Source organism: Tateyamaria algicola (assembly GCF_047715485.1).
Classification (GTDB): domain Bacteria; phylum Pseudomonadota; class Alphaproteobacteria; order Rhodobacterales; family Rhodobacteraceae; genus Tateyamaria.
Window position 1 is genome coordinate 32,311 of sequence record NZ_CP180418.1, and the last position, 26,604, is coordinate 58,914.

The window sequence follows — 26,604 nt, forward strand, 5'->3', positions numbered from 1 at the left end:
ATTTCAAAATAAGAATTGTTACGACCTGGGGACATTATGAATAACTTTGTTGCGCGCGCGCTGTTTGCGTTTCTCTTTTTCATTGCCGTTTTCGCCTATTCCCAACCCGTTTTCGCAGAGTCCGGTGTGTCGCGGCCCATTGCGGCCGAGACGGGACAGCGCGTTCAGCTTGACCCCACAGACGGTTTTTCGGTCGACGGATCCCAACCCCTGCGTGCCGAATGGACCTGGGTGTCGCGCCCCGATACTTCGGTGGCGTCCTTTTCCGATGCGGCTGCGTTGCGCCCCTTTGTCACCGTGGATGTGCCGGGGTCTTATGAGGCGCAGCTGAACCTCTATCCCGCAACCGATGCGGGTGCAACTGTGCCGCTGGCCACGACCACCTTGCAGATTTCGACGGACAGTGTGGCCCCCGTGGCCGTGATCCATGGCCGCGGCCTGCCGGGTGAGTTGGACGTGTCGCTGGATGGGACGCGTTCCTATGATGTGGACGGCGATGCGCTGACCTATGCGTGGTCCGTGGTGGCGGCGCCTGCCACCGGCACGGTGACCTTTGCTGATTCCACCCGCCCGCTAACCGACGTGGCGCTGACTGGGGCGGGTACGTTCGATCTGGGTCTCACGGTGCAGGACGCCACGGGCAAGACATCGCAAACGGCTGTCTACCGCGTCGTGCGCACTCTGGATGGCGGGCCGGATCGGTGCCGCACCGTGTTCGACACGGTGTTGCAGAACGACGGCAGTCCGCAGGTGACGTTCGAGTTGGGGGATGTGACCAATGGCCCGCCCCTGGAAATCGCCATTGATCGCTTTGACGTCAATTCCGGGCACGAACACACGTTTGACCGGGTGAATTTCACCTTCCGCGGGCAGGATTACAGCCTGTCAAAACATTCTGAGTTCCTGCATTTTGCCTATTTCCTCGAGCATGATGGCGACAGGGACACGGACGTTCTGATCGGGATCAACACCCGCGACAAGGATCTGACCTTTACCTGGGGTGTGGGGCGCGGTGCGCTGACCATCAAGAACGTGGTGGGCAGTGGCGTGTCGCGGTCGGGTCTGATCCACCGCAGCGCCGATTTCTGCGGCCTGGGCGAGCGGTTCAACCGCCCCTTCACGCAGACGCTGGGCAACGATGGCTCGGCCACGGTTGTGTTCGATCTGGGCGACGTGTCGAGCGGCCCCTTCGAGGATGTTGTCATCCCGAGTTTCGACATCAACAGCGGCCGTGAGCACACGTTCGATATCCTGAAGTTCACCTTTGAGGGCAAATCCTATCGGCTGAAGACCAAGTGGGATTTCCTGCATTTCGCCAAGTTCATCGAACATGACGGCGATATCCTGACGGACGCTTTCATATCGCCCAACCCCGAGGTGCGCGATTTCACCCTGACATGGGGCGAGGGCAAGGGGTCGGTCACCTTGTTGGATGTCGTCGATACATCCGGGTTCAAGCGCTACAAGCTGATCGAGCGGAGTGTCGATTTCTATGAAAGCGGCACCACGTCCGAGCGCCGTGTGTTGCCCAAGGCGTCTGCGCGCTTTGATCAGGTCGCGCTTGGCGCTGGCGAGACGTTTACGTTGGATCCTTACGGGTCGAGCGACCTTGACGGCAACCAGTTGAGCGCGGCCTTCAGTGCCTTGATTGAACCGGCGGGCGAGAGTGCCGGGTTGAGTGCGGGCGCAGACGGTCAGGTCAGTGTGACGCCCACCGGGGCAGGGGCCTATCTGGCCAATCTGCGCGTCAGCGATCCGCAAGGTGCGGGCAGCGATCAAGTGCTTGTGGTCACAGATGGGGGCAATGTGCGCCCCGTTGCGCGCATCCTGGCTGCGCAACCCTCTGCCGTTGGTGTGCCTGTCGCGCTGGATGGGCAGCAAAGCTATGATCTGAACGGTGATCTGCTGCGCTATGACTGGTCTGTGCTGTCGGCCCCGGCGACCTCTGTGGCCGGTGTCGCGTCCAATGGCCCTTCGGCAGTTTTAACGCCGGATGTCGACGGCCTCTACATCGTGCAACTGATCGTGTCGGATGGTTTGGCAGGATCGGTTCCGGCGACCTATGTGATTGACACGACCGGTGTGCAGCCCGTGGCCTTTGTGGGCGGCGATGTGCTGGCCGATGCGGCCGGTGCCGCAGCGCTGGATGGTGGTGCGTCGATTGCGGACGTGCCGAACTACACGTGGTCCGTGACGGGCCTGACCGGCAACACGCTGGGGGCATTGAATGACGCTGCCCTGGCCATGCCAACGCTGACCCTGTTTGGCGATGCCCCGGATTTCGAGGCATCTGTGGCGCAGCTGATCGTGCGCGATGGGGATCGCCTGTCGCTGCCTGAAACCGTGTTTGCGACCAATGGCAATGCCCGGCCCGCGACGTTCACCGCCGCGGCGCTCGAGGCGCCCACGGGCAATGCGCTGACCATTGACGGGGGCCTTTATGCCTCAGACCTCAACGGCGACGCGCTGAGCTATGACTGGTCCCTGATCTATCGCCCGGATGGCAGTGCCGCTGTGATCGATCCGTCAGACCCGGGCGCGCAATCTGTTGCGGGCCAAGCGCTTGGCTTTACCCCCGATCGCACGGGGTTGTACCTACTGCAATTGACGGTGCGTGATGACACGCTGCAGGCCGAGCCTGTGGTGATCGCGCTGAACGCGGTGAACACGGCGCCCGTTGCCGTTGCGACAGGGCCCGCGACCGCCTTTGTGGGCAATGTAGTTACATTGGATGGCAGCGGATCGTTCGATCCCAATTCCGACGCGCTCAGCTATGCGTGGACCCTGCGCGAAGCACCTGTCGACAGCGTTGCGGTGCTGAGTGACGCAAGCGCGGTCATGCCCACATTCACACCGGATGAGCAGGGCACCTATGTGTTCGACCTGGTGGTTGCGGATTTCGAATTTGCATCGCCCGTGGCCTCTGTCACGCTGGATGTGCCCAACCGCGCGCCTGTTGCCGTGTTCACCGGCCCGGCCGAGGTTGGCTTTGGCTCCGAGGCGATCTTTAGCGCGGCAGGCTCGTTCGATCTGGATGGCGACACGCTGGGCTTTGCCTATGCCGTTGTGACGGCCCCGGCTGGGGCCGATCCCATGCTGATGGATCTGGGCAATGCGACCGTCGGCTTCCTGTCGGAAACAGCCGGTGATTACGTGATCGAGGTCACCGTATCGGACGGTGTTGCGACTGCGACCCAGACTGTGGCCTTTGCGGTGCTGTCCGGCAATCAGGCCCCGATCCTTGGCCCGCTCAACGTGCTGTACACGGTCGAGCTGGGGCTGGAACTGGTGCTTGATCTTACCGCGCAGGACCCGGACGGGGATGCGCTGACCTTTTTCGCTGACCCGTTGCCGTTGCCTGTTGGTGTCAGCATTGATGCGGCGTCAGGGGCCATCCGGTTCCGGCCCGAAGCGGGACAGGAGGGTGACTATTCCTTTACCGTCGGTGTTTCGGACGGGTCGCTGACCGATCGCGCAGTGCTGAACATCAGCGTTGTGCCCGGCGCGGCGGGTGATACCGCGATCACGGGCCGTGTGCTTGATGCGGTGGACTTTGCCAACGGGATCGAAACCCCGCTGGCAGGAATTCCGGTGCGTCTGGGCAATGCGGCTGTTCAGGCACTGACCGAGGCGGACGGGACGTTTTCCATCGGATCGCTTGGCGCCGGGTCTGACCAGATCTTTGTCGAGCCCTCTGCCGCCGGGGGACCGGGTGGTTACAGCGCCGATACCCGTGTAATCACCATCACCGAGAACCAGATCCGTGACCTTGATCCCGATTTCCTGTTGACCCCGCTGGGCGATGGCTGTGCGCCTGTGCTGCCGGGGGTCGAGACGGTGTTGGCCAGCGCCATTTCGGGCGTGACTGTCACGATTGGCGCCGACACGGTTCAGGATGGTTCCGGTGCAGCCTATGCGGGCGAGATTTGCCTTGGCTCCTTGCCGCGCCTGTTTGAACAACCGGGCCTGCCAGAGCAGACCAATGCCTGCCAGATCTATGCGCTTGATGCGCCCGGCGCGATCTTTACCGCTGGTGTGACGATCAGCGGCCCCAATGTCGATCTGTTGCCTGCTGAGACCCAGCTGGAACTGTGGCGCCTGAGCAATGCCAATGGCCTGTTCCGCCCTGCGGCCAACGCCTCTGTCGATGTGGGCGGGGCGACTGTTTCGGCTGTTGCCCAACGCTTTTCCGGCCCGTCGCTGTTCACCTTCCTGCCGCAGTCGCCCGTCGCCCTTGCATCGGCGGACATGAACAGCGGCAACAACCGCGAACTGACCCCGTTCGAGGGCAACCTCAACGAAAACTACACGCTGCCGGGATACCGCGCGTTCAACCGGATGCAGGAAATCTCGCTGGCCTATAACTCTGCCGCCGCTGATCCCACGGTGATCGTGTCCGGCGATGTCACCATTTCCGAGACGGCGTCCCTGCCCGAAACGGTGCAGACCCGCATTGATCTGTCGGGCCTGGCCATTGATGACAGCGGCAACTGGACACCGCGCCTTGGGCTGAATGGGGCGGCGCCCGCGCTGCTGGGCGAGGCAGTGACGCTGCGCCAGTCGATGCCGTTTGACGCCACCGGTCTGTCCGAGGGGCGCTATGACTACACCTATTACTCAAGCGCCAGCTATGCCTGTTCGACCGTGTCGGGTGTTTATCGCGGCGAGTTGTATGTGCAGAACCAGACAGAAAGCCCCTATGGGCAGGGCTGGAGCATTGATGAGCTGCAAAAGCTGGTACAGCGCCCGGATGGCAAGGTTGCCATCATTGATGACGACAGTGTGGAGGTCTTTGACCCCGAACCCACATTTACCGAATTTGATGAAGGCGCGCGCCTGACCTTTCCGGCTATTGGCCCGCAGGGCATTTCCACCGCCGATCTGGATGGTGACGGCGATCTGGACGTGGTGTTCGGCAATTCGGGCGACGGGACTGTGCGCACCCTGACCAACCTGGGGGGCCGCGAGTTTGTCGAAGCCGCCGTTGTGCAGGTCGAGGATGGCAACGAAGTGCCGCCGACCGGTGTGTATTTCCCCAACATCCAGGGCGCGCTGCCGATTGATCTGAACGGCGATACGCTGGCTGACATTGCCTATACCGCGCAAGGGTCGGACACGCTGGCCTTCCTTGAAAACCAGGGGCTTGGGGCCTTTGACAAACAGGTGGCGATCACCAATTTCGGTCAGCTGACCTCGATCGCTGTGGATGACATCGACGGGGACGGGTTTGAGGATGCGGTGTTCAGCCGCTTTGCGGGCTTCTTCGGGTTCGGCAACACCGAGATCTATGTGGATTACGGGGGCGATGGCGCGCGGGTGCGCCAGCGTGTGGCCCGCCAATCCTTTGGCAACAGCGGGTTGCAGATCGAAACCGGTGATATCAACGGCGATGGTCTGCGCGACATCATCTACCGCATCGATGACGGCATCCAGATCATCATCAACCGGGGCAATCGCGACTTTGACCTGTTTGACGACGATCTGGGCGGGGCGGGCACCGACCTCTTGGGCAAGTATTTCGATGTGGCCGACCTGAACGGCGACGGGCTGGACGATATCATCGCCACCCATGCTCCCGTGGGCACGCAAATTTTCCTGCGCGATCCGGTCGGGTTCTTCTTTCCGCCGCAAATCCTGCCGTTCCCGGCCAGTGCGACGAGCCGTCCGGCCTCGTTCCTGCTGGATGTGCAGGGCGATGGCGAGCAGGACATGGTGCTGAGTTACGGCACCACCACCGGGGCCGAAGTGTCTGTCTATCGCGGTGTGGGCGACGGCACGTTCCAACCGGCCGAGGCGGGTCTGCTGGATTACGGCATCGCGGATCAGCAGGCGGCGGATGTGGATGGTGACGGGTCGCTTGATCTGATCTCGCTCCAGCGGTTTACCGTCACGATTGATTTCTCGAAACCCTCTGCGGATGGCAATCTGGTTGCGGGCAAGGGCGAGTTTTCGACCCTTGTGCAACTGCCCGACGGCGGATGGGAGCGGCGCTACAAGGATGGCAACAAGGTCATCTTTGACGCCGAGGGCCGCCAGACCGCCGAAGTGGACACGCAAGGCAACCGCCGCGAGTTCGCCTATGGCACCAACGGGGCCTTGGCCTCGGTCACGGATCAGGTCGGGGGTGTGACCCTGATGGCCTATGACGACCGGGGACGTCTGACGACAGTCACCTATCCGGACGGGCGTGTGACCGAGATGGAGTATCAGGACGTTCAACTGGTGGGCGTGACCGAGCCCGATGGCGACCGCGTCAGCTTTGCCTATGACGAGTTTGGCCGTCTCAATTCGACCATCAACCAGAACGGCAACGAAACCCTCTATACCCATGATGATACCGGGCGTCTGAACGGTGCGACGCTGCCCGATGGGTCCAGCATTCGCAATCAAGCGGCATCGTCCCTTGGCCTTGTGGACGGATTGGGCGGCGCCGTGGGCAACCCGCGCCCCTATGTGGCCCCCGAAGACCGGGTGACCACCGTCACCGACCGCAAGGGCGAACTGTCCGAAGTGGTTGTGAACAGCTTTGGCTCGACCATCCAGATCACAGACCCGCTGGGTCGCGTCACCAAGATGGAGCGCGATTTCAACGACCTTGTCGAACGCCTCGAGCGGCCCTCGGATGGCACCGCGTCGGGGACGCGCGTGGATTTGCTGAGCTATGACGGGCAGGCCAACATCACCCAGATGATCGAAGCCTTTGGCACGCCTGAACAGCGCGTCATGGCCTATGTCTACGAGCCCGAGTTCAGCAAGGTCACCAGCATGACCAATGGTGACGGGTTCACCACCACCTATGCCTATGACAATTTCGGTGAAGTGACGGCCATCACCGATCCCGAAGGTGGTGTACAGCGGCGCGCCTATACCTCGCGCGGCAAGTTGTTCAGCCGCACGGATGAACGCGGAAACGTCACGCGCTTTGGTTACCTGTCTGACCAGAACCTCGGGTCGATCACCTATGCCGACGGCTCGGTGACCGAGATGGCCTATGACGCGCAGGGCAACGCCACAGACGTCACCGAAGGGGTGGGCACGGACACGGCACGCACGGTTGTGCGCACCTATGACAGTGACAACCGGGTCACATCCGTCGATGTGATCGACGCTGTGGGATCGGCGCTGGTTCTGGCCAGCCTGTCGGACGCGCCGGTGATCGATGGCGTCACGACCTACGGCTATGACGGTGTCGGCAACCTCACCGAAGTGGTGGACGAAACCGGCCTGTCCACAACCATGACCTATGATGCGCTTGAACGTCTGGTCACGGTGGACGATCCGGCCGAGGGCACGATCACGCGCACCTACAATGCGGCGGGCGAGGTCACCGAGCATTCCAATGGTGACGGTGCCACGCATGTCTATGAATACGACGCGGTCAGCCGCCTGACGCAGACCACGGATGCCGAGGGCTTTGTCAAAACGTTCGACTACGACCGGCGCGACAATGTGCGTCGCGTGGTGGATGGGCGCGGCGGCGAAACGGTGTTTGCTTTTGACGGGCTGGACCGGATGATCCAGCGCACCAACCCGCTGGGTCAGGTGATGCGCCGCAGCTATGACCGGCGTGACAACCTTGTCAGTCTCACCCGCGAGGATGGGGCCGTTGAGACCGCCACCTTTGACGACAAGGGCCGCCGCATCGAGGTTGTCACCCCCGACAACACCCTGCGCTATGCCTATGACGCGCGCGACAACGTGATCCTTGCCGAGGATGACGACAGCCGTGTCACCATGACCTATGACGCGCGCAACCGTTTGATCACGACCACGACGGACGGGTCTGTGGGGGTGCAGCCCGCGGTCACGCTGACCTATGCCTATGACGACCTGGACCGGCGTGTGTCGCTGAGCGACAGCTTTGGCGGGGTCTACGGATACGGGTACGATTCCGAGGATCGGCTGACCGCGCTCAGCACGCCCTGGGGCACCGGCTATGGCATGTCCTATGACAATTACGGGCGACGGGTTGGCCTGTCTTCGACCTCGGGTCGGGTGTCGTCGATGGACTACACCAACGGTTTGCTCGCGGCGCTGACCCATGTGCAGACCGGCGTGACCCTGACCGACCTTGCCTACCAATACGATGTGGACGGCCAGCTGATCGGGATCAACGACCAACTGGACCCGAGCCGGTCCAAGGGCATCAGCTATGATGACCTGAACCGTCTTGTGCAGGTGTCCGAAGGCATCCCCGCCTCGAGCGGGGGCACCCCGGTGCCGGTCGAGGACTATGCCTATGACGAAGAGGGCAATCGCCTCGCCTCGCATCTGTCTGCACTTTACACATCCGACGCCCATAACCGGCTGCAGGAAGATGATGATTTCACCTATGGCTATGATGAAAAGGGCAACCGGATCAGCAAGACGGCCAAGGCGAATGGTGCGACCGAGCTGTATGAATATGACAGTCAGAACCGCCTGATCACCTATACCGATGCAACGGGTGCGGCGACCGAGTACCACTATGACGCCATGGAACGGCGCATCGCCAAGGTGCAGGGCCGCATCGCGACGGCCTATATCTACGACACCTCTATCACCGATCCGCTTGCCTTTGATGACATCCTGCTGGAATTCACGGTGGTTGGCCCGGATGACGGTGGTGGTACGGGCGGGGGCGGTGGCAATCCGGCCTATGCGTCCTGCAATGCCCAATTCCAGCTTGCCGGTATTGTGAACCGGGACCTATTCGGCAGCGATTTCCCACTGCCTGGCCTCACGACCGAGTTGATTGACAGCTATGGCGGCCCGGATGCGGTGCTGACCTTTGATCTGCTGATCGATGCCGGCGGCGAAGGGTTCCTGTTGCAGGAAACGCTCAGCTTTGTGTTCCGCGGCGAGGTTCCGCCCGCCTGTCTGGAACTGCTTGGAGGCCCTGGCGGTCCCGGTGGACCAGGTGGCGAAGTCGATCCCGAGCAGGTTGCCGAGTGCAATGTCGAGCTGGGTTTGGCCGGGATTACGCGGGACGAGCTGCTGCAACAGGACCTGATCCTGGGCGACAGTCTGCGCCAGCGCCTGGAAGGACCGGAGGGCGCCGAGACCATGACCGTGGGCTTCCTGCAAGAGGAAGGGTTCCCTCTGTTCATCGTCCCCGATTTCTTTGAAATCGCGCCGCCTGCCTGCATCGGGCTGGAGGGTGACCTGGGCCCATTCGATCCCGAACTGCCCGGACCGCTGGAGCTGACGGCCAGCACACTGATCGCGGCCACCGTCGCCGATTTCAACAGCGAAGAGGCGGAAAGCGTGACGCTGGTGCGTCGCTGGGCGCACACCAACATGGTGGATGAACCCATCGGGTTCGAGGCTTATGCCGACGACCCGACCCCGGGTGCGGGCACCGTTTACGAGATGTACGCGGATCGGTTGGGCTCCATCCTCGCGGTTGTGGATATCGCCACGAATGCGATCGCGGTGTCCTACGACTATGACGGCTTCGGCAACAGAACGGCGACCGGCGACCTGGACCAGCCCTACGGGTACACGGGCCGCGAGTTCGATGGTGAAAGCGGGCTCTACCACTACCGCGCACGTTCGATGGATCCGGTGCTTGCCAACTTTGTGCAAACCGACCCGATCGGGTTCGAGTCCGGTAGCCTGAACCTGACGGCCTATGTCGAAAACAACCCGACATTGAACATCGACCCGGGCGGTTTGACCAGCAACAAGAAAGGCAAGCCACGTCATCCCGAGATGACCGTGATGGACTTTGCGAAGGCGGAAATCCGTGAGGCTGCAATCGAGGCTGTGGCAAGTGGTGTGTTCAGCCTTGCCGGGCAAATCGTTGGCAATCTGGCCTATGCGGGAAAACTCGTCGAGGCGAGTGCCGAGTTCAATTCGCGCACAGACCTGCACCATTGCTTCCCGCAATATCTCGGTGGTGATAACCGTCGCTCGAACCTCAAGAAGATCGACCGCGCCAAACACCGGCTGATGCACAAGGCCATGCGGCTCTACTTGCGCAGCTATGACCTTGACTATGCACCGGGCTACGGCGGCAAATTCATCCGCAAGCGTTTCCCCATGGCACAAATGCAGCGGATTACACGGAACTTCTATAAAGATATGAAGGAGCAGTTCGACATAGACTTCGGGTGTTAAGCGCATGCCATATCTTCTTGACGCAAAGACAACGGGTCAGCGCCTGTTGCATGACGATGCGCTGCGTTGTCCGACATGTGCTGTTGCGCTTCAGCCTTGGCAGGGCCCCTTTATGCCGATGAAAGGGCGCCAGCCGGACATTGCCGTCAGTGCCGAAGATGTGCCTTTCGTCTCGCAACATTTGCATGACTTGCTGATGGAAACGGGGGTGTCCGCGGTTCGGTTCACGGCTGTTGGCAACCGGTTTGTCCTGCAGCCCGGCAGGGAGGTTTTCTGGGACTTTGGCGAGGCGCGCGCCTATCGCGACGAACCATTGTGCAAAACCTGTGGGTACGAGCACTCGTTACTGGCAGAACGCCCATGGGAATTGCGCCTGTTGGCTGGCCAGAATCCAATTGGTGCAACAGATATCGTGACCACCGCCCAACGCACCGGGTCGCCCGGGAACTGCAGCCTCGATCTGATTTTCGGGGATACCCTGTTTGAGAGGCTCAAGGAACAGGTGTCCGGTATTCAAGACGCCCATTTCTTTGCAAATCCGGTGTAGGTTCAATTGTGTGAGCGCCCAGAAGGGCCGACGCCAGACGGAGTGGGACGCGTGCCCACGCTGACCAACGCGCAACGCGCGGATATCGTCGCAGCCGAGTTGCGCCCGTTGGAAGACGAATTGCGGGCCATGGGGCTGACGTTTCGGGAGATCCCTGATGATGCGATCCTGCGTGCGCCGCTATATGGGGCCGCCATCGGCAAGTTCCTCGCCTTTTTGCAGGGGGGTCATTCGGATCGGTCGCTGGCCTCTGTTGCGGGTTTGTTGACCGGCAAGGCACCCGAGATCAAGGCGGCGTGGTCGGACATCGTTGCCCTTTATCGCGCCGCTCCAGGCGGGGAGGGCCCGCCGGTCAAGGGCGACACCGCGATCCTGCCGCTGCGCACCAAAGAGGCGTTGGCCAATGCCGTGTTGGCCGCGTTCACGCCTAAGAAGGTGCCCGACCTGCTAGCCTTGTTGGAAGATCCTGACAATGGGCCGTCGCGTGTCATCCTGTTGCGCGCCCTCAAGCGCCGCCGCACAGCGCCGGACGTGGCGTTGGCGGTCGAGACGCTCAGGTCTGACCCGGACTTGAACGCCGAACTGTCGCGCTGGACCTGACGCGCCTGTGCGGACGATTTACCGCAGGATGCGGTGTCCGACGCTTTGTTGGGCGATGCCGGTCTGCACCAGCCCGTTCGCCCCCTGGATGCGGCCCCGCAGTTCGTCCGTGACCGCCCGTGCCTCGGAACCGTTGCGGATGACACGCGGGGTGATCAGCACCAAAAGTTCGCTCTTGGCGACCGTGTTGTTCTTGCTGCGGAACAGCGCGCCCAGGATCGGCACGTCGCCCGCGCCGGGCACCTTGGAACGGGTCGTGTTCCCGCTTTCCTCGATCAGCCCGCCCAAGGCGATGGTCTGACCATTGTCCACGGCGATGTTCGTGGTGATCTTGCGGGTGGAAATCGTCGGGCTGTCGATGCCCGAGGTGGTCGTGGTGGCGACACTCGACACCTCTTGTTCGATGTCGAGGATCACGCGGCCCGAGGCGGACACACGCGGTTTGACCTTGAGGATGATGCCGGTGTCGCGGAACGAGATCGTGTTGACGATGGGCGCCGTGGGTGACGCGGTATCGACCACCTGTTGCGTGGCAATCGGCACTTCATCCCCGATCTGCAACAGCGCCTCCTGGTTGTCGAGCACCAGAAGCGAGGGCGACGACACCACGTTCACATCCGTGACCGAGTTCAGCGCGTTCAACGTCACCGCTGACGAGCCGCCGGTAAAGGCAAAGCTGAGGCCGGGAAAGGTCGACCCGGTGCTGCCGTTCGAGGCATCCGAGAAGGTGCCCCGGAAGTTGCCGGATTCAAAGAACCAGCGCAGCCCGAAATCCAGTTCGTCATTCAGCGACACTTCGGCAATTGTCGCCTCGAGCAGTACCTGCACGGGTGTCGTGTCCAGCGAGTGGATCAGGCGCGAGAAGTTTTCCTGCTCCTTGTCATTGCCCCAGACGATGATCGCGTTCTTGGTGTCATCGGCCACGATCTTGGCGACACCTTCCACGGTGCCATTTTCATCTTCGGCGGCACTTTCCAGCATGTCCGTCAGGATCGGGGCCAGGTCCACGGCCGAGCGGTTTTGCAGGCTGTAGACCACCGGGCGCCGTTTCGTGCCGCCCGCGGTACGGTCAAGATCGCGTATCCAGCGCTCAGCATCGGTGAGGTAGCTGTTGCGCGAAGACACGACCAGAACCGCGCCCAGCCGTTGCGACGGTATGAAGGACAGCACGTTTTGCAGGCTGCCGCCGTCGCCGGTTTCAAAGATCAGGTTCAGCTCTTCGACCACGGCCTCGGGTTCGGCCGCGCGCAGCCGGAACAGACCGACGGATTTGCCCTTGAGCACATCGACGTCAAACAGGTTCACGGCCTCGATGGCGGCGTTGATTTCCTCGCGGGTGCCGGAAATCAGCAGGATGTTGCGCTGGGGGATGGATTGCAGGTTGACCGACGCCCCCGTGATCGGCTCGAGCAGGCGGACCATTTCAGTTGTGCCGATGTATTCCAGCGGCACTGCCACGACGCGCGATCCCACGACACCGGCGGTGCCCAGTTGCGAGACCCGGCGGGGGGCACCCGCAATCGGGATGATAGTGATCAGATCATCCCCGATCTGAAGGGTCGCGCCGTTGAGTTCCAGCAGCGTTTCGAATGTTTCGAGCAGCGCCTTCTTGGTCAGGGGCCGCGTGGTCTGGAGCGTCACTGTGCCCTGAACGCCCGGCACGATGGTAAAGTTGCGCCCAAGCGTGTCGCTGAGCACGGCGCGCGCGGCGTCTTCGATGGGCACATCCAGCAGGTTCAGCGTGATTTCACCCTCATCCGTGATGTCCACCAGCTTGCGTGCGACACCTTCGGCGGCCGTGTCTTCGCCCAGGAAGTCATCCGTGCCCAAGCGACGTGTATCGCCTTGCCGTCCGTTCAATGCCCCGCGCAGATCGTCCACCCGGGTCGAGGTGTTGGCCGCCGATCCTTTCTGCGGTGCATTCGCCAACAGGGCAGAAGACCGTGTCACACGCTCTTCATCACCGCATGCGGCCAAGGACAGGATCAGCGATAACGACAGGATCAATTTGAGGAACTGCATGAAAACTACCTCTGGTAAAGTTCGACGCGGTGTTCGCGTTCTTTTTCTGTGAAAACGACATGGGTCGCTGCAATTTCGGCGAGGGTCCAACCCTCGATCACCGTATCCAGGCTCTGCCATTCCGGGTCATCCCCGGCCAGCGACAGCAGCGCGGCGGTGCGCGCGCCACCGGCCAGAACCCCCAACAGGCGCACATCGGGCACCGGGCGCTCGGTCGGGGTTGCGGGGGCACTTGGCGCGGCGTCTTCCACTTCGGCAACGATCTCGGGCTCGGCCTCTGTGCGCAGGGGCCGACGGCTTTCCTGGAACAGGGGGCGGTCGGTGATCGCGGTGTAGTAGGCATCGTCGCGCGCGTTGGGGGCCAGCCGGATCTGGCGCGCGCTTGGCCCCAGTTCGACCGAGGCAGAGGGCGCGCCGATCACCGGGATTGTCGCGACATCCTGCTGCGTGGCCAGAACCACGACATAGGCCGTGGCCGCCATCAGGACCGTCGTGCCAAAGAGGGGCAGAACCTGCATCAGCCACCCTCCGCAAGATCGTAGGCAGCCATGATGTCGAACTGGAAAAAGACGATGGGCTGTTCGGTCGGGACACCGGGTTTGCTGAGGCGGCGCAGCGATCCCTTTTCGATGACAAGCACCGGAGAGGCGTATTCGGCAGCGCGCAGAAAGGCGACCAGACGGTCAAGGCGCGCCTCGGCCTCGATCCGGAATGCGACCGCCTGTTTGAGCGGGATGGATTCAGTGCGCAGTGGCGTGATGGCGCGGAAGGCGATGCCGTTCTGACGCGCCAGGTCCGACAGGCGGGCCTGCACCCGCGCAGTAGCCTCGCCCGGGTTTGCGGCCTGCCACACCCCGTCGAAATGGGTCGATGCGGACATGGCCGCCGCCTCGCGGCGCAAGCGTTCCAGCCGTTCAGTCAGCCCGGCAGATTGTTCCTGTGCCGTGGCAAGGGCGGCATACTGGCTGTTTTTCCATGCCTGTGCGGGGGCCACCACGCCAAGCCACAGGGCGACACCGGCAACCCCAAGGCCACCCAACAGCATCAGACGTGCACCAACCCGGCCCATCATGGTCGCCCCTGCGGTGTTTCAAACACGATATCGAACCGCTCGCGCCCATCGCTGGTTTGCGAGACGGGGCCGGCCAGTTGCGGATTGCGCAACAGGCGGTTGCGCGGCAGATCAAGCAGCATTTGCGCCGCTGACCCGGCGGTACTGCCACGCACCGTGACGCGGGTGCGGTCAAAGGCCATGTCGGTCAGCCACACATCGTCGGGCAACATCACCGTCGCGGCGCGCAAGGTCGCCACCACGGGCGTGCGGCGCGTCATCCGATCCAGAAAGGCGGTGCGCTCGGTCGCCTCAGAGCTTTGTACCTGCATGCTTTGACGCAGGGCGAGGGCCTCGGTCGTCAGGCGCTGCAACTCTGCCTCTTGCGCGCGGCGCGCCTTTTGCACCTCGAGCGCGGGCTGCGTCCACATCCATCCGCCGACTGCGACCAACGCCAGCACCGCAACCGCGTTCAGGCGCCGCCACAACCGGCCTGCAGGATACACCTCGGCGCTGAAATCAGCGAGCGGGGCGCCGGGCGTATCATCCACTCGCACGCGCCGCACCAGCAGCCCCGCGGTGGCCAGACGGGCGCGCAGCCCGTCAATGTCGTCACGCCGGGCAATCCAGTGGGTGAGGGTGGTGCCCGCCGCATCCGTCTGCACATCCGTCAGAAGGGAATAGACCTGATCGGGCTTGAACGGTGTGCGGCGCAGCATGTCGAGCGTGACGGCACGGTTCAGCATCCGGCGCGGCGCCTTTGGCAGCTTGACTGCCCGCCCCAGCAATTGCCCCTTGGGCAGCACCACATCGACAAAGCGCTTGCCCCGTTTCTGGGGCACATCCGCTCCCGCCTTCAGCCAGGCCAGTGGGGCGGTATAGCTGCCCTTGCGACGGGTGAGCGTGTCAACGGGTCCGAACGAGAGCGCGCGCGCCATCGGCTGCCCCAGGATCAGGGCAGACAGCCAGTCTGGCATCGCATCGGACAGAAAGCGCACGGCTCCTGTCCCCATCAAGAAGGATTTGCTACCACCCATTACACCTGCTCGGCCCTCTGTGTTTTTATCCGGGGCGCTTTTGTGCTTACATAGCGGAAATCATTGGATATAGACAGGATGTTTCACCGGATGGTTCAAATTGATGGTCTGCGTGATTTTAATGACTCAGCCCTGGCCGATTGGCTGGTTCAGACAGATGTTCTGAAGCGTGCGGCAGCCGACAGGGCGCTGAAAGCGGCCCAAAGTACCGGTGCAGTGCTTGAGCGGACACTTCTCGAGCTTGGGATTGCGTCGGAGACGCAGATTTACCAGCAGATTGCCGGGTGGCTTGACCTGCCTTTCGTGTCGGGGGGCGAGGTCGATCATCTGTTGATCAAGTCCCTGCCGCTTGATCGCGCCTTTCTTGAGCGGGTGGAGGCCATTCCGGTGGTCGAGAATGACGACGGGTCGATCACCGTCGCCACGTCCAACCCGCGTGGGCAGGACGCGATGAACTCGATCTCGTTTCACCTGGGTCAGGACGTGCGGGCTGCGATCTGCACCCGTTCGACCGTACGCCAAAGCATTGCACATGCGCATGACATGGCGGGCGATATCGGCACGGACACGGCCAGCGATGTGGAGCGATTGCGGTTCCTGACTAATGAGGGGCCGATCATCTCGCTCACCAACGATCTGCTTGGTCAGGCCGTGGCCGAAAGTGCGTCGGACGTGCATATCGAGGCGATGGATGGGGCCGGGCGCGTGCGGTTCCGCGTTGACGGCGTGTTGCGCGTGGCCCGATCCCTGTCGGCCGAAGAGGTGGCCATGGTCACCTCGCGCCTCAAGGTGATGGCCGAGCTGAACATTTCCGAAAAGCGCCGCCCGCAGGATGGTCGCGCCCGCATTGCGGTGATGGGGCGCAACATTGATCTGCGCCTGTCCACACTGCCCTCGCAATATGGCGAAAGCGTCGTGGTGCGGATCCTCGACCGCGAAGCGCTTGCGCTTGATTGGGACACGCTGGGGTTTCAGGCGGATGTGCGCGAGGGCATTCGCGGCATCCTTGGGCAGTCGAGCGGCATCTTTCTGGTCGCGGGGCCCACGGGTTCGGGCAAGACAACCACGCTCTACACCGCGCTGGCCGAGCTTTCGACCGACGCGCGCAAGATTGTCACCGTCGAGGACCCGATCGAATACGCGGTGCATGGCGTGACGCAGGTACAGGTCCGCCCCGAGATCGACATGACCTTTGCCCGCACGTTGCGCGCCATTCTGCGCCAGGACCCCGACACCATCCTGATCGGTGAAATCCGGGATCAGGAGACCGCTGAAACGGCGGTGCGCGCTGCCCTTGTCGGGCGTCTGGTGCTTTCGACCGTGCACACCAATGACAGCCTGACGGCCATTGACAGGCTACTTGATCTGGGTGTGCCCAGCTACCTCCTCAGCGCGTCGTTGCGCGGGGTCATGTCGCAACGGCTGGTGCGCCGGGCCTGTCCTGCCTGTGACAGTGCCGGGTGCGGGGCGTGCGACAAGACCGGCTATCGCGGCCGCGCCGTCGTGACAGAGCTGATGCCGATCCCGACCCAAGCGGCGGGTGATCTGGCGCATATCAACAGTTCGGCCCAGATCCCGGCCACGTCGCCCTTGCGGGGCTTCAAGACCCTGCAGCAAAGTGCCGAGGACCTTGTTGCCCAAGGGGTGACCACACAGGCAGAGGTGCGCAGGCTGGACCTGATCGGAAACACGAGCGCGGGGTCTAGTTGACCGCAAGTATCTTGTGCTGGTTTTCAAAGGGCCCGAACCCGACAACACCCAGCCGATCATCGCCATCGAACACCGCGAAATTGGCATCCGTCGCCGGCCCCAGCAGGTTTGGCGGCAAGAGGCCGATCATGACCTCGCGACTGTCCTGCGTGCCTGTCAAATGCTCGAGCAACTGGGTCGGGGCCTGTTCGCTTGACAGCGTGGCGCGGGCGGAATGAACCGTTGCGAGGCCTTTCAGGCCGGGCAGGCGCGCCGGGTCAAGCCCGGCCACACGCGCGAAATCCGACACGCGCTGCAAGCGATAGCTTTGCCTGCGCCACGCCCGGTAAGACTGTAGCGCGCTGGCGCGTTCCGTCGCGCTGAGCCCGTATCCGATCAGCAGGCGTTCCAACAGCTCGGGAGCGCCCGTGTTCAGATCAACCAGGCCGCCAGTGGATTGCAAGCGCACTGTGCGGCTGGCCCATGTCAGGCCGTCCCCCTCTGGACGGCCAAGCGTGACCAGCGCGTCCAGCACCTCGATCCGTTCGTCGATCCGCTCGGAGGCGACAAGCTCGGCGGCGCTGAATTGCAGGCTGGCCAGGGTGCGCGTCGAGGCGGTCGAAAACAGCAAGGTCAGGATCGCGAGCGAAAACAGCACCAACACCAGGGCAAAGCCGTGTTTGCGCGAATGTGCCAAAGTGATAGGTCGCCTCATGGTCCTACTCAAACACATACCGCTGATCGGCGTCCATATCCTGGTCTATGGCGCATTGTGGTGGCTGATCGCTCCGGTGGCTTCGTGGGGGCCACTGGTGCTGGGTGCGTTGCTGGTCTGGATCAGTTGCCGCGACATCGCGATTTTCGAAGTGCCGGACGTTGCCGCAGTACTTTTGGTGGTGACCGGTGTTGTCCTTGCCCCTGATATGCTCTGGGCTTTTGGCTCTGCCCTCCTTTGGGCCGCGCTGTACCTCGGGATGCGCGAAGCGGCGCGGCTGTGGATGGGGCAAGAGGCGCTGGGGCTGGGGGATGTGAAATTGATGGGCGGTCTTGCCGCATGGCTTGGCCCTGTGGCGCCGATCTATGTCACGCTTTACGCGTCGATCGCGGCAATCGCAGCGCTGATCGCGCTTACCCTCAACCGGGGGGTGAAATTGGACGAAATCGCACGGACCGGCATTGCTTTTGGTCCTTTTCTTTGCCTCTGTGCGTGGGGAATTTGGTTATGGGGGTTTGTGTCGTGACACGCCATCAGGTGCGCTGGGGACGTAAGACAGGAGCAACAATTCTTGAGGTGCTGATCGTGCTGTCGATCATCGCGCTGATTGCGGCTGTCGTGGGTCCACGGGTCATCGGCTATCTTGGCACGGCCAAAAGCGAAACAGCCGATCTGCAAATCGGGAACCTGGCGAGCGCAGTACAACTGTTTTACGTCGACACCGGGCGCTATCCATCCGAGGCCGAAGGGCTGTCCGTGCTGCTGGCGCGCCCGGCGGGCGATACGGCGTGGAACGGCCCCTACATGCCTACGGATGAGGCGCTGGTGGACCCCTGGGGCCGCGACTACCTTTATGAGCCGCCTGCGGACGATGGCAGTTTCTCTATCCGCTCGCTTGGCCGGGATGGGGCCGCAGGTGGGTCTGGCGAGGACGCTGATCTGTCCTTTTGAGGGGTCAGAGCCGGGGCGCCACCACGAAATCGACCCAACGCGGCGCGCCCCCTTCGCCGACGATCTGAATCAGGTCAGGCAATTCCGGCGTGCCCGTCCAGACCGGCGCCCAATCGGGCACATCACCGCTGTCGTCGAGATATTGAAACGTGACGTTGCGCACGTCGCGCGCCAGCGTGTGATCCCAGCTGGCCAGCACCGTGCCCCTGTCATCAATCGCTTCGACCAGCATGCTCAGGGTGTTTGACGCCCACAGCACTTCGACCTTCAGGGCCGAGGCATCGGGTGCGTATGGCGTTTCTTTCAACGTGACGAATTGCAACCGATCCGGCGCACCGACAAAGCTGTTGGGAAAGGGCGTGATCCGATAGAGCGGGAGGGCCTGTGCCAATGCGCTGCGCAACTGGCGGCGGGCGGCCAGTTCCTCCTGATGCTGGTTCAGGGCGCGGGCGCGATCATAGACCTGAGTGCCCACCCCGAATGCGCCGGCCAAACCCGCCGCGATCAGGGCCAGCAGGGCCAGGGACACAAGCAGTTCGATCAGGGAAAGCCCCGCACGCCGGTGTGACGGTATCGCCCTATTCAGCATCCCGAACACCGTATGTGCGGGTGACTTCGGCCAGCAACCGCCCCGATGCGGATCGCACCGACACCGTAACGGCGCGCTGCGCGGGTCCTTCTGCCACATCCTCTGACACGCGCCAGTTTCCATATGAGGATGCCGGGGCTTCGGCGCCCAGCACGCGGACCAGATCAAGGCGGGAAAGGGCATAGTCCTGCGCCAGCGCGCGTTCAGCCGCATCGCCTGCGCGCCCCAGCAGCCGGGTCTGGCCGGGCAACAGAACGGCCAGTGTCATGCTCATCACCGCAAAGGCGATCAGCACCTCGATGATGGAATATCCCGACCGCCTGTTCACGCGCCGAGGTCCAGCGTTCCGGTCAGTGGGCGCACGGCGATTTCACGGGTGCCGACGCATAGGGGGCCATAGCGTGCGGACCCGTCGGGATAGAATACCGGGGCCAAGGCGCCGTCGCATGCGGTGCCTTCGGCCATGGTGACGGGCCGCCCTTCCTGAATGGCGCGCAACCGAGTATCCTGCGCGGCGCGCACCAGTTCGGCGACGGCTGCCTCTTCTTGCAGGCGGGCAGAGGGCGGGCGCGCAGAGGTCGCGACAACAGCCACGATCAGGGACAGCACGGCCAGCGCCACCATCGTCTCAAGCAGCGTCACACCGGAGCGGGGGCCCGAAATGTCAGAATGCGATATCATTCAGATCCAGAATGGCGGTGATGGTCGACACGATCAGCAGGCCCACCACGGCACCGATCACGAGGGTCAGAAACGGTGTCAGCAGGGATAGCGCCCGCTTGAGGGTTGTCTGCGTTTCAGTCTGCATCGCTTCGGACGCGGCGCCCAACATGGGCCCAAGCCGGTCGGTTTCATCACCCGCCTTGATCAGCGACTTTGCCATCGGGTCGAGAAAGGCAATCCGTTCAATCGCCGCCGACAGGCTGCTGCCTGCCTCGATCTCGGTCCGGGCGGCGCGCAGTTGCGCGCGCCACGGGCCATAGGGCAGGGCGGGTTCCGCCGCATCGATCCCGTCAACGCTGGACATCCCCGCATCAATCATGACGCCGAGGTTCTGGCAAAAGGACAGGCTGTGGCGCTTGCGCAAGAACGCCCCCGTCACAGGCGCATGGATCAGCACCCACTGCACCGCCGTGCGCAGCGATCCCCGCACAAGGTACAGCGCCAGCAGAACGGCCGCGGCAATGGCCAGCGTGCTGCCGCCACCCCCGGTCAACGCTTGTCGCGCATTGTCCATGGCCTGCAGGATGGGGGGCGGTGCGGCGGCGGCCGTTTCAAACACCGGCAACAGCGTCGGCACGAGGTAGAAGACGAGCAAGCCCAGAACCAGGCCGGACATCGCCAGCAGGATCACCGGGTAGACCATGGCCGAGCGCACTTCGGTTGCGACCTCTGCCTCGGCCCGCAGCATGACCGCGATACGCCTGCATGTTGCCCCCAGCGTGTCGGACACTTCGCCCATGATCAGCAGCGTCACGATGCGTTGGGGAAAGATGTCCCCACGGTCCGCCAGCGATTGGCGCAGGCTTTGCCCGTTTTCCAGATCTTCACGCAGGGCCGCAATCGCAACCTTCAGCGCGGCATCGCGCACTTGCACCTCGACAAATCCAAGCGCCTCGGTCAGCGGGATGCGCGCCTCGAGCAATGTGCCGAGCGAGACAAAGACAGGCAGCAAATGGGTGGGTTTTGATCCACCAAAGGACACTTCGCGCTGCCACCACGGGACCGCCGCGCTCGCACCTTCCCGCAACTCGGTCGGGGTCAGCCCCTTGCGCGCCAGCGCCTCGAGGGCCTCGACCTCGTCACGGGCCACCAGCGCGCCGCGCGTGGTCGCGCCCGCCTGGGTTATCGCGCTGTAGCTGAAACTGGGCAAAGGCTGTTCCTGTTGTCTTGCGACAAACTGACATGCCGGGTCGAGGGGTCAAGGGGGTTTGGGGTTTGCGCACATGTCTACTTGCGGTGTGCGAACTGCGACACCGCAACAGAAATCGCCAGAGGCCGGTCAGGGGATCAGTCCGCCGCGATGGCCTGAATGACCGAAAATCCCTCGAACCTCGGAGCACCCTCGTGCAGCTTGGCCGTGCTGCCCGCACTCTTGTGCGCGGCGCGAAAGGCATCCGACCGGGTCCACGCGCGAAAGGCGTCTTCGGACGCCCAGACGGTGTGGGAGGCATAGAGCCGAGTGCCGTCCTCACTCTCGGCGCCCTTGAGCATGTGGAATTCGACAAAGCCATCCATGGTTTTCAGGTGACTGTCGCGGCCCAGCCAAAGATCTTCGAAGGCCTGTTCGTTGTCGCGTGCGACGGTGAAGCGGTTCATTGCGATGAACATGGTGCGGTCCTTTCCTTGGGTTTGCGTTTCGCCGCGTGGGCAGGCCGACGGACTAGACCTGCAATGCGACGAGGTGGTTGTCAAAGGCGAGCGGGTGCGTTTTCAGCGGCGTTAGGCCCGCATCCGACAGCTCGTGCACCTGGCCCAACCCATCGGTGACGAGGCAGGTCCGGGCAAGAGTTGCGCAAAGCCCGCAGACATCCGTCGCCCGGTGCGTGCCGGTTTGCGCGCCTGTCGCATCAAAGGTGAGGGCTCGCCCGCCCCGCGGGGAGGACGCGGCGAATTGGCCCCCAAATGCACTGACGCTGCCGATGTATCCGTCAAGGTGGTGCAGAATGGCGTCGTCCATCACTGTCGGAACCAGCGCCCCGTTCCCCTTGTACAGAGCCACAAGTGACGGGGCCTCGAATGGATCGCCTTGCCATTGGAAGCCGCAGACAAGTGTGCCATCGGGCGCCGCCGAGATATGGCGGAGGGAGTTCTGGTGCGTGGCGGCAGGCACGTCGGCAAAGTCGATCAGCCTCCCATCTGTGTCAAACACCGCAAGGTTCGGACGCATCGTGTCGAGGTTCAGCTTGTCCCGCCCCGAGGCAGGGTGTGTACGGATACCGCCATTTGCAACGGCCAGGTTGCCATTTGGCAGCCGCAGGATTTCGTGTGGACCGATGCCCGCCGACGTGAAGTCATCCAACCGCGCATACCCTGCGCTGCGGTCCCAAACGCCGATCCGCCCCTGACCGGTAGCGATGTCGTTTTCTGGCGTGAACAGCAGCGCACCGTCACCGGAAAACGCGCCATGCCCATAGAAATGACGGCCATTCGGCGCGATTAGGGTCTGTTTCGTGTCGCCCGTGGCGCAATCGATGACCTTTGCGAACGTGCCGGGGCGGCGGGCGATTGCAACCGCTTCGGCCACGTGGGGATGCGCGGCGGCGGCATGGCCGCGCGCGGGCAGGGGGATCTGGAACGTGATGTCGCCCGTCTCAGTCAGCCCCACCAGGACATGTTGCCCATCGGACCGCAATGCGGCGCTCAGCGCAACCGGATTGCCCACATCCGCCCAACCCAATGTCGGTGTGACCGAGGCCGAGGCGAGCCCAGCGAGGAAGGTGCGACGCGAGGGCATCAGTCGCCGTCGAGCGAATTGAAACCTGCGGTGATACCGAGTGGCGTGCCGATCTCGTCGATCACCGCCACTTGCACGGCGCGCACGGCCTGTTGCAGCACTTCGACCTTGATGCGTTGGGCGGGGTCCGCGACCCCTGCAAGGGCAGGGTCCTCAAGGGCTGCGGCCCGGCTGCGGGCTGTGGCAAAGGCCGCGCGGGTTTGGGGCAGGGCGCTGTCCGTCATGGTGGTTGCCAGCGCCTCGAGCGCGCCGAGTTGCAACTGGATATGGCGCAGGGATCGCTCTGACCGCCGCGCTTCGGCCCGGCGGGGACGCGGGCGGTCGAAGGTGCCAAGAGGTCGGCCAAGGCGCTGGTCATGCAGGAATTCAAGGCCGGTGGAGAGAGCCGTGTAAAGGGCGCGCTGCGCCTCAAGCTGGCTTTGAAACCGGGTATTTTCGCCCGCATTACGCATCAGATCGGCAAAGGCGGGCCAGTCGCTGGCCAGCGTGTCGGACGTGCGCGCGAGGCCCGTCGCGATGGCTTGGGTCAGGCGGCACGCATAGACTGCGTCCGGTTGCGGGTCGTACAGCATGCGTTCAAGGGCCGTGAACCCCTGGGCTGCGGCCGAGACATCTTCGAACGTCTCCGCATCGTCCACGATCGGATCGGACGCGGCGGTGAGGCGGGCAAGCGCCTTGCCCGTACTGTCCTTGGGGTCTGGCCAGAACGACATCGCAAGCGTCAGCGCCTCATCCTCGAGCGGGCCGAACTGGATGTGGCTGACGCTGATCCATGCGTCATAGGCCGCGTGGAAGGCCGGACGGACTGCATCAGGGCGGCAATCCGCCTGCGCCGCTTGCGCGAGATTGGCCGTTTCCTCGGCCAGCCGGGCATAACCGGGCAGGATGTGGTCGCCCAACGTCGCCTCGACATCCGCAAGGACGGGCAGGGCGAGACAGGACAGGATCAGGGCAAGGCGCATGGGTCAGAGGCTTTCCAGAAAACGGATGAGGGCGGCGCGATCGGGCGGCGGCATGTCGATCACGGATTGCTTGTGCGGCTCTGCCTCGCCCCCATGCCACAACACCGCCTCGAGCAGGTTGCGGGCGCGCCCATCGTGCAGGAAGTAGGTGTGGCCCGACACCGTTTCCGTCAGCCCGATGCCCCAGAGCGGCGGCGTGCGCCATTCCTGCCCGGTCGCGCGCGCTTCGGGACGGTTGTCGGCCAGACCCGGCCCCATGTCGTGCAACAGAAGGTCGGTATAGGGCCAGATCAGTTGGAAACTCTGTTCGGGTTGATCCTCCAGCCGGTGCGTGACGTGTTTGGGCGTGTGACAGGATATGCAGCCAGCTTCGTAGAACACCTGCTTGCCGCGCAGCACCTGCGGATCGTTGATGTCGCGCCGCGCGGGCACGCCGAGGTTGGAGGAATAGAACGACACCAGCTCAAGACCCACTTCCCCAATCTCTGCATCGTCATGGGCGGCGGTGTTGCCATTGGGGGCCGTGCGGCATTTTTCCTGCGCCGCGGTGCAATCACCGTAGCCTGCGGGATGTAGCGGAGAGGAGATGCCGATATCGCCCGAAAACGCAGCTGCGGACTGTTCCCAGACCGACGGTTTGCCCGCCTTGAGGCCAAAGCGGCCCAGCATGGGCACGCCGTATTCTGCCGACATCACAATCTGTGCCCGGCCGGAAATCCCGTCGCCATTTGCATCGTCAGGATCAGCGCGGGCCAGGATATCCGCTGCCGGAATCGCATCCAGCAGACCAAGGCCGATCATTTGCGGGGCCACGCGCGGGCTGATCATGATGTCGGGATTCAGCGGGCCGTAGCCCAGATTGGTCAGATCGTAATGCGGCGCGCGCAGGGATGCGGTTTCGCCGCCCGACAATGGGATCACCTGTTCGATATAGGTGATTTCTATCCGCGCTTCGGCGGCGACACCTGCGACGGAAAAATCCTGGATCTGACCGCCATAGACCGGATCGTCCCGGGTCGCGATATAGTCGGCGATCTCTTGCGGGGTGGGTCCGCCGGGGATCGACACGCGCATGAGCATGGAGGTCGCGTTGTCCTCCGGCCCCTCGGGCGGATGACCGCGCCCGTCCTTCAAGTGGCACCGCTGACACGCGCGCGCATTGAACAGCGGCCCCAACCCGTCTGAGGCAAGAGTGGACGAGGGCGAGGACACCCACAGCTTTTTAAAGAGGCCGTTGCCGACCTTGAAATCCAGCTCTTTCTCAAAGCTGATATTGCCCGACGGCTGAGAAAACGCATTGCGGTTCTTGATGACGCGCACGGTTGCGGCACCTGCTGGATTGCCCTCGAACTGCTCGGCCTTGTCGAAACGGGTTGTGGGCGTGACCACGCTCGCGATGCGCGCGGCTTCCGCCTCGGTTCGGGGGATCACGGGCAGGTGGACGTCTGCCAAATCTGCCGATCCGCTGCCGGGAAATGACAGGAATGTGCCGAGGACTATCGGCAATATGCTTGTGATCCGCCTCATAACTTATAAATATACTCAGGAATTACGATTGGCGAGGCGATTCCTGCCTTTCACCCAAAGAAAGACCTGCGACATGGTGCCCTTACGCTTGGACATAACGGCTGAACCGCGGCCCCTCACGCCGGTGTCGCCGCAGGCATTCGGCTACCTGAACCTGCTGCGTTCCAAGGCGATGGACGGGCGTGCCAAGCCGCGGACCGACCTGTTTCAGGCCTGCGCGCTGTTGCAGGTCACCCGCACAGCCAGCCGCGAGGCCCATGCCGAGGCGTTGATGCGCTGCCTGGACGAGGCGCTTGGCAAACGCGCCCGCCTGCATGCACCCGGCACCGCCGAAATGACGTTTGACGAGACATGGCTGGTGGAACTGGGACAGGCGGCCGCCCGCAATGACAGCGCGAGCCAAAGTTTTCTTTTGGGATCGCGCGTATTGCCCCAGCATCGCCGCTTGGTCCGCTTTCTGGTGGGGCGGATTTCAGAGTGTTTTTCTCTGACTTAGAATAATTCTAAAAATCTCTTGCTTCCTGGGTTGGCGTGCCTAAGTAATTGCGGGTAAGCCAGCCAGCCGCGTGCAAGCCAGCGTCCAATTCATAAAGGAGCTTGGGATGACTCAAACAGCTGTCGCGCTGTCGACCGACGCACGTGGCGCCATTGTCGAGGCGCTGAACCAGTCCGTGGCCGAAACCGCCGTGACCACGATGCTGGCGCAGAATTTTCACTGGAACGTAAAAGGCATGGCCTTTGGCCCGCTGCACGCCCTGTTTCAGGAGATTTACGAGGATCACTTTACCGCGCAGGACGATCTGGCCGAACGTATCCGCGCGCTGGATGCCCATGCCGAAGGTACACTCGCCGGGATGCTTGAGCGCTCGAAGGTCAAGGAACATGAAGGTCACGCAAGTGACAAAGAGATGATAAAGGCCATGCAGGACGCGCAGGAAACCCTAGCCGCCACGCTTGCCGGCGCAGGGCAGGTCGCGGCAGAGGCCGGTGACACGCTGACCGAGGATCTGTGCATCGCGCGCGGTCAGACCCACGAGAAATTTGCGTGGTTCCTGCGGTCGCATCTGGCCTGAGAGCACCCCAAAAGGGTCAAGCCACGTCCCTCACCGCGGCGACCGGCTTGACCTTTTTCTTGAGACACTTGCGCAGATACTGCGGCACCCAGTGACGGTACTTGCCCAGTTGCGACTGTTGCCCCACCAGCATTTCCACAAAGGCCCGGCGGTGCTTGTCCTTTTTCAACTGCTTGAACATCGACTTTTGCGTCTTGGTCATCGAACAGCCGATGCAATGGCCGTTGCGTTTGAACTTGCACACGTCGATGCAGGGGCTTGGTGTCTTGGTCATTGAGTTACC

22 protein-coding genes are annotated in these 26,604 nt (G+C 62.9%); 8 read left to right on the forward strand and 14 right to left on the reverse strand.

Going from position 1 to position 26,604, the window contains the following annotated elements:
* Positions 1-36 precede the first annotated feature (36 nt).
* From ACMHLQ_RS00130 to ACMHLQ_RS00140, 3 genes are read left to right on the forward strand one after another with little or no spacing between them, the layout of a single operon-like run.
* Positions 37-10,101 (forward strand): PKD domain-containing protein, encoded by a 10,065-nt coding sequence (locus ACMHLQ_RS00130; RefSeq protein ID WP_415400639.1) that lies wholly within the window; start codon positions 37-39, stop codon positions 10,099-10,101.
* Between the two features lie 4 nt (positions 10,102-10,105).
* Entirely contained in the window at positions 10,106-10,648 is a 543-nt protein-coding gene (locus tag ACMHLQ_RS00135; RefSeq protein ID WP_415400578.1) for a hypothetical protein, read from the forward strand.
* Between the two features lie 51 nt (positions 10,649-10,699).
* The gene (locus tag ACMHLQ_RS00140; RefSeq protein WP_415400579.1) at positions 10,700-11,248 is read left to right on the forward strand and encodes a hypothetical protein; all 549 of its coding nucleotides are present in this window, start codon (positions 10,700-10,702) and stop codon (positions 11,246-11,248) included.
* An 18-nt stretch (positions 11,249-11,266) separates the two neighbouring features.
* Here ACMHLQ_RS00140 and gspD read toward each other — a convergent pair whose 3' ends face one another.
* Genes gspD through ACMHLQ_RS00160 form a run of 4 tightly spaced genes read right to left on the reverse strand, consistent with a single transcriptional unit; the run spans position 11,267 to position 15,319 of the window.
* Positions 11,267-13,270 carry a type II secretion system secretin GspD gene (gene gspD, locus ACMHLQ_RS00145; protein ID WP_415400580.1) on the reverse strand — a complete coding sequence of 668 codons (2,004 nt, stop codon included), beginning with the start codon at positions 13,268-13,270 and terminating at the stop codon, positions 11,267-11,269.
* Between the two features lie 5 nt (positions 13,271-13,275).
* Entirely contained in the window at positions 13,276-13,788 is a 513-nt protein-coding gene (locus ACMHLQ_RS00150; protein ID WP_415400582.1) for a hypothetical protein, read from the reverse strand.
* Positions 13,788-14,342, reverse strand: a complete 555-nt coding sequence (locus ACMHLQ_RS00155; protein ID WP_415400583.1) for a GspMb/PilO family protein — start codon at positions 14,340-14,342, stop codon at positions 13,788-13,790. Before ACMHLQ_RS00155 ends, ACMHLQ_RS00150 begins: the two co-directional genes overlap by 1 nt.
* A complete protein-coding gene (locus ACMHLQ_RS00160; RefSeq protein ID WP_415400584.1) occupies positions 14,339-15,319 on the reverse strand; it encodes a PilN domain-containing protein in 981 nt (326 codons plus the stop codon). The genes ACMHLQ_RS00155 and ACMHLQ_RS00160 overlap by 4 nt, the downstream gene beginning before the upstream one ends.
* 129 nt (positions 15,320-15,448) lie before the next feature.
* On the opposite strand from ACMHLQ_RS00160, the gene ACMHLQ_RS00165 reads away from it, so the two are divergent.
* The gene (locus tag ACMHLQ_RS00165) at positions 15,449-17,068 is read left to right on the forward strand and encodes a GspE/PulE family protein (RefSeq protein ID WP_415400585.1); all 1,620 of its coding nucleotides are present in this window, start codon (positions 15,449-15,451) and stop codon (positions 17,066-17,068) included.
* Here ACMHLQ_RS00165 and ACMHLQ_RS00170 read toward each other — a convergent pair.
* Entirely contained in the window at positions 17,061-17,762 is a 702-nt protein-coding gene (locus ACMHLQ_RS00170; protein WP_415400586.1) for a hypothetical protein, read from the reverse strand. The two genes, ACMHLQ_RS00165 and ACMHLQ_RS00170, sit on opposite strands and share 8 nt — an antisense overlap.
* On the opposite strand from ACMHLQ_RS00170, the gene ACMHLQ_RS00175 reads away from it, so the two are divergent.
* Positions 17,761-18,288 carry a prepilin peptidase gene (locus ACMHLQ_RS00175; RefSeq protein ID WP_415400587.1) on the forward strand — a complete coding sequence of 176 codons (528 nt, stop codon included), beginning with the start codon at positions 17,761-17,763 and terminating at the stop codon, positions 18,286-18,288. The genes ACMHLQ_RS00170 and ACMHLQ_RS00175 overlap by 2 nt on opposite strands.
* Positions 18,285-18,713, forward strand: coding sequence for a type II secretion system major pseudopilin GspG (gene gspG, locus ACMHLQ_RS00180; RefSeq protein ID WP_415400588.1), 429 nt, complete (start codon positions 18,285-18,287; stop codon positions 18,711-18,713). Before ACMHLQ_RS00175 ends, gspG begins: the two co-directional genes overlap by 4 nt.
* 4 nt (positions 18,714-18,717) lie before the next feature.
* Here gspG and ACMHLQ_RS00185 read toward each other — a convergent pair whose 3' ends face one another.
* The 8 genes from ACMHLQ_RS00185 to ACMHLQ_RS00220 all read right to left on the reverse strand — a co-directional run bounded on the left by ACMHLQ_RS00185 (position 18,718) and on the right by ACMHLQ_RS00220 (position 25,248).
* Positions 18,718-19,302, reverse strand: a complete 585-nt coding sequence (locus ACMHLQ_RS00185; protein WP_415400589.1) for a prepilin-type N-terminal cleavage/methylation domain-containing protein — start codon at positions 19,300-19,302, stop codon at positions 18,718-18,720.
* The gene (locus ACMHLQ_RS00190) at positions 19,292-19,630 is read right to left on the reverse strand and encodes a type IV pilus modification PilV family protein (RefSeq protein ID WP_415400590.1); all 339 of its coding nucleotides are present in this window, start codon (positions 19,628-19,630) and stop codon (positions 19,292-19,294) included. The genes ACMHLQ_RS00185 and ACMHLQ_RS00190 overlap by 11 nt, the downstream gene beginning before the upstream one ends.
* On the reverse strand, positions 19,627-19,983 hold the full coding sequence (locus ACMHLQ_RS00195) for a Tfp pilus assembly protein FimT/FimU (RefSeq protein WP_415400592.1): 357 nt from the start codon (positions 19,981-19,983) through the stop codon (positions 19,627-19,629). The genes ACMHLQ_RS00190 and ACMHLQ_RS00195 overlap by 4 nt, the downstream gene beginning before the upstream one ends.
* Entirely contained in the window at positions 19,967-21,175 is a 1,209-nt protein-coding gene (locus ACMHLQ_RS00200) for a type II secretion system F family protein (protein WP_415400593.1), read from the reverse strand. The genes ACMHLQ_RS00195 and ACMHLQ_RS00200 overlap by 17 nt, the downstream gene beginning before the upstream one ends.
* Before the next feature lie 137 nt (positions 21,176-21,312).
* The gene (locus tag ACMHLQ_RS00205) at positions 21,313-21,633 is read right to left on the reverse strand and encodes an antibiotic biosynthesis monooxygenase family protein (protein ID WP_415400594.1); all 321 of its coding nucleotides are present in this window, start codon (positions 21,631-21,633) and stop codon (positions 21,313-21,315) included.
* Positions 21,634-21,685: 52 nt separating this feature from the next.
* Positions 21,686-22,759: a DUF1513 domain-containing protein gene (locus tag ACMHLQ_RS00210; protein ID WP_415400595.1), complete on the reverse strand. Its 1,074-nt coding sequence runs from the start codon at positions 22,757-22,759 to the stop codon at positions 21,686-21,688.
* Positions 22,759-23,721: an imelysin family protein gene (locus tag ACMHLQ_RS00215; RefSeq protein ID WP_415400596.1), complete on the reverse strand. Its 963-nt coding sequence runs from the start codon at positions 23,719-23,721 to the stop codon at positions 22,759-22,761. Before ACMHLQ_RS00215 ends, ACMHLQ_RS00210 begins: the two co-directional genes overlap by 1 nt.
* A 3-nt stretch (positions 23,722-23,724) precedes the next feature.
* Positions 23,725-25,248, reverse strand: coding sequence for a di-heme oxidoredictase family protein (locus ACMHLQ_RS00220; RefSeq protein ID WP_415400597.1), 1,524 nt, complete (start codon positions 25,246-25,248; stop codon positions 23,725-23,727).
* A 124-nt stretch (positions 25,249-25,372) separates the two neighbouring features.
* Here ACMHLQ_RS00220 and ACMHLQ_RS00225 point away from each other — a divergent pair, with 124 nt between their 5' ends.
* Both ACMHLQ_RS00225 and ACMHLQ_RS00230 read left to right on the forward strand, forming a co-directional pair.
* A complete protein-coding gene (locus ACMHLQ_RS00225; RefSeq protein WP_415400598.1) occupies positions 25,373-25,744 on the forward strand; it encodes a hypothetical protein in 372 nt (123 codons plus the stop codon).
* 106 nt (positions 25,745-25,850) lie between these two features.
* Positions 25,851-26,321 (forward strand): Dps family protein, encoded by a 471-nt coding sequence (locus ACMHLQ_RS00230; protein ID WP_415400599.1) that lies wholly within the window; start codon positions 25,851-25,853, stop codon positions 26,319-26,321.
* A gap of 16 nt (positions 26,322-26,337) precedes the next feature.
* Here the strand turns inward: ACMHLQ_RS00230 and ACMHLQ_RS00235 are convergent, their stop codons facing one another.
* The gene (locus tag ACMHLQ_RS00235) at positions 26,338-26,595 is read right to left on the reverse strand and encodes a DUF1289 domain-containing protein (protein WP_415400600.1); all 258 of its coding nucleotides are present in this window, start codon (positions 26,593-26,595) and stop codon (positions 26,338-26,340) included.
* Positions 26,596-26,604 lie beyond the last annotated feature (9 nt).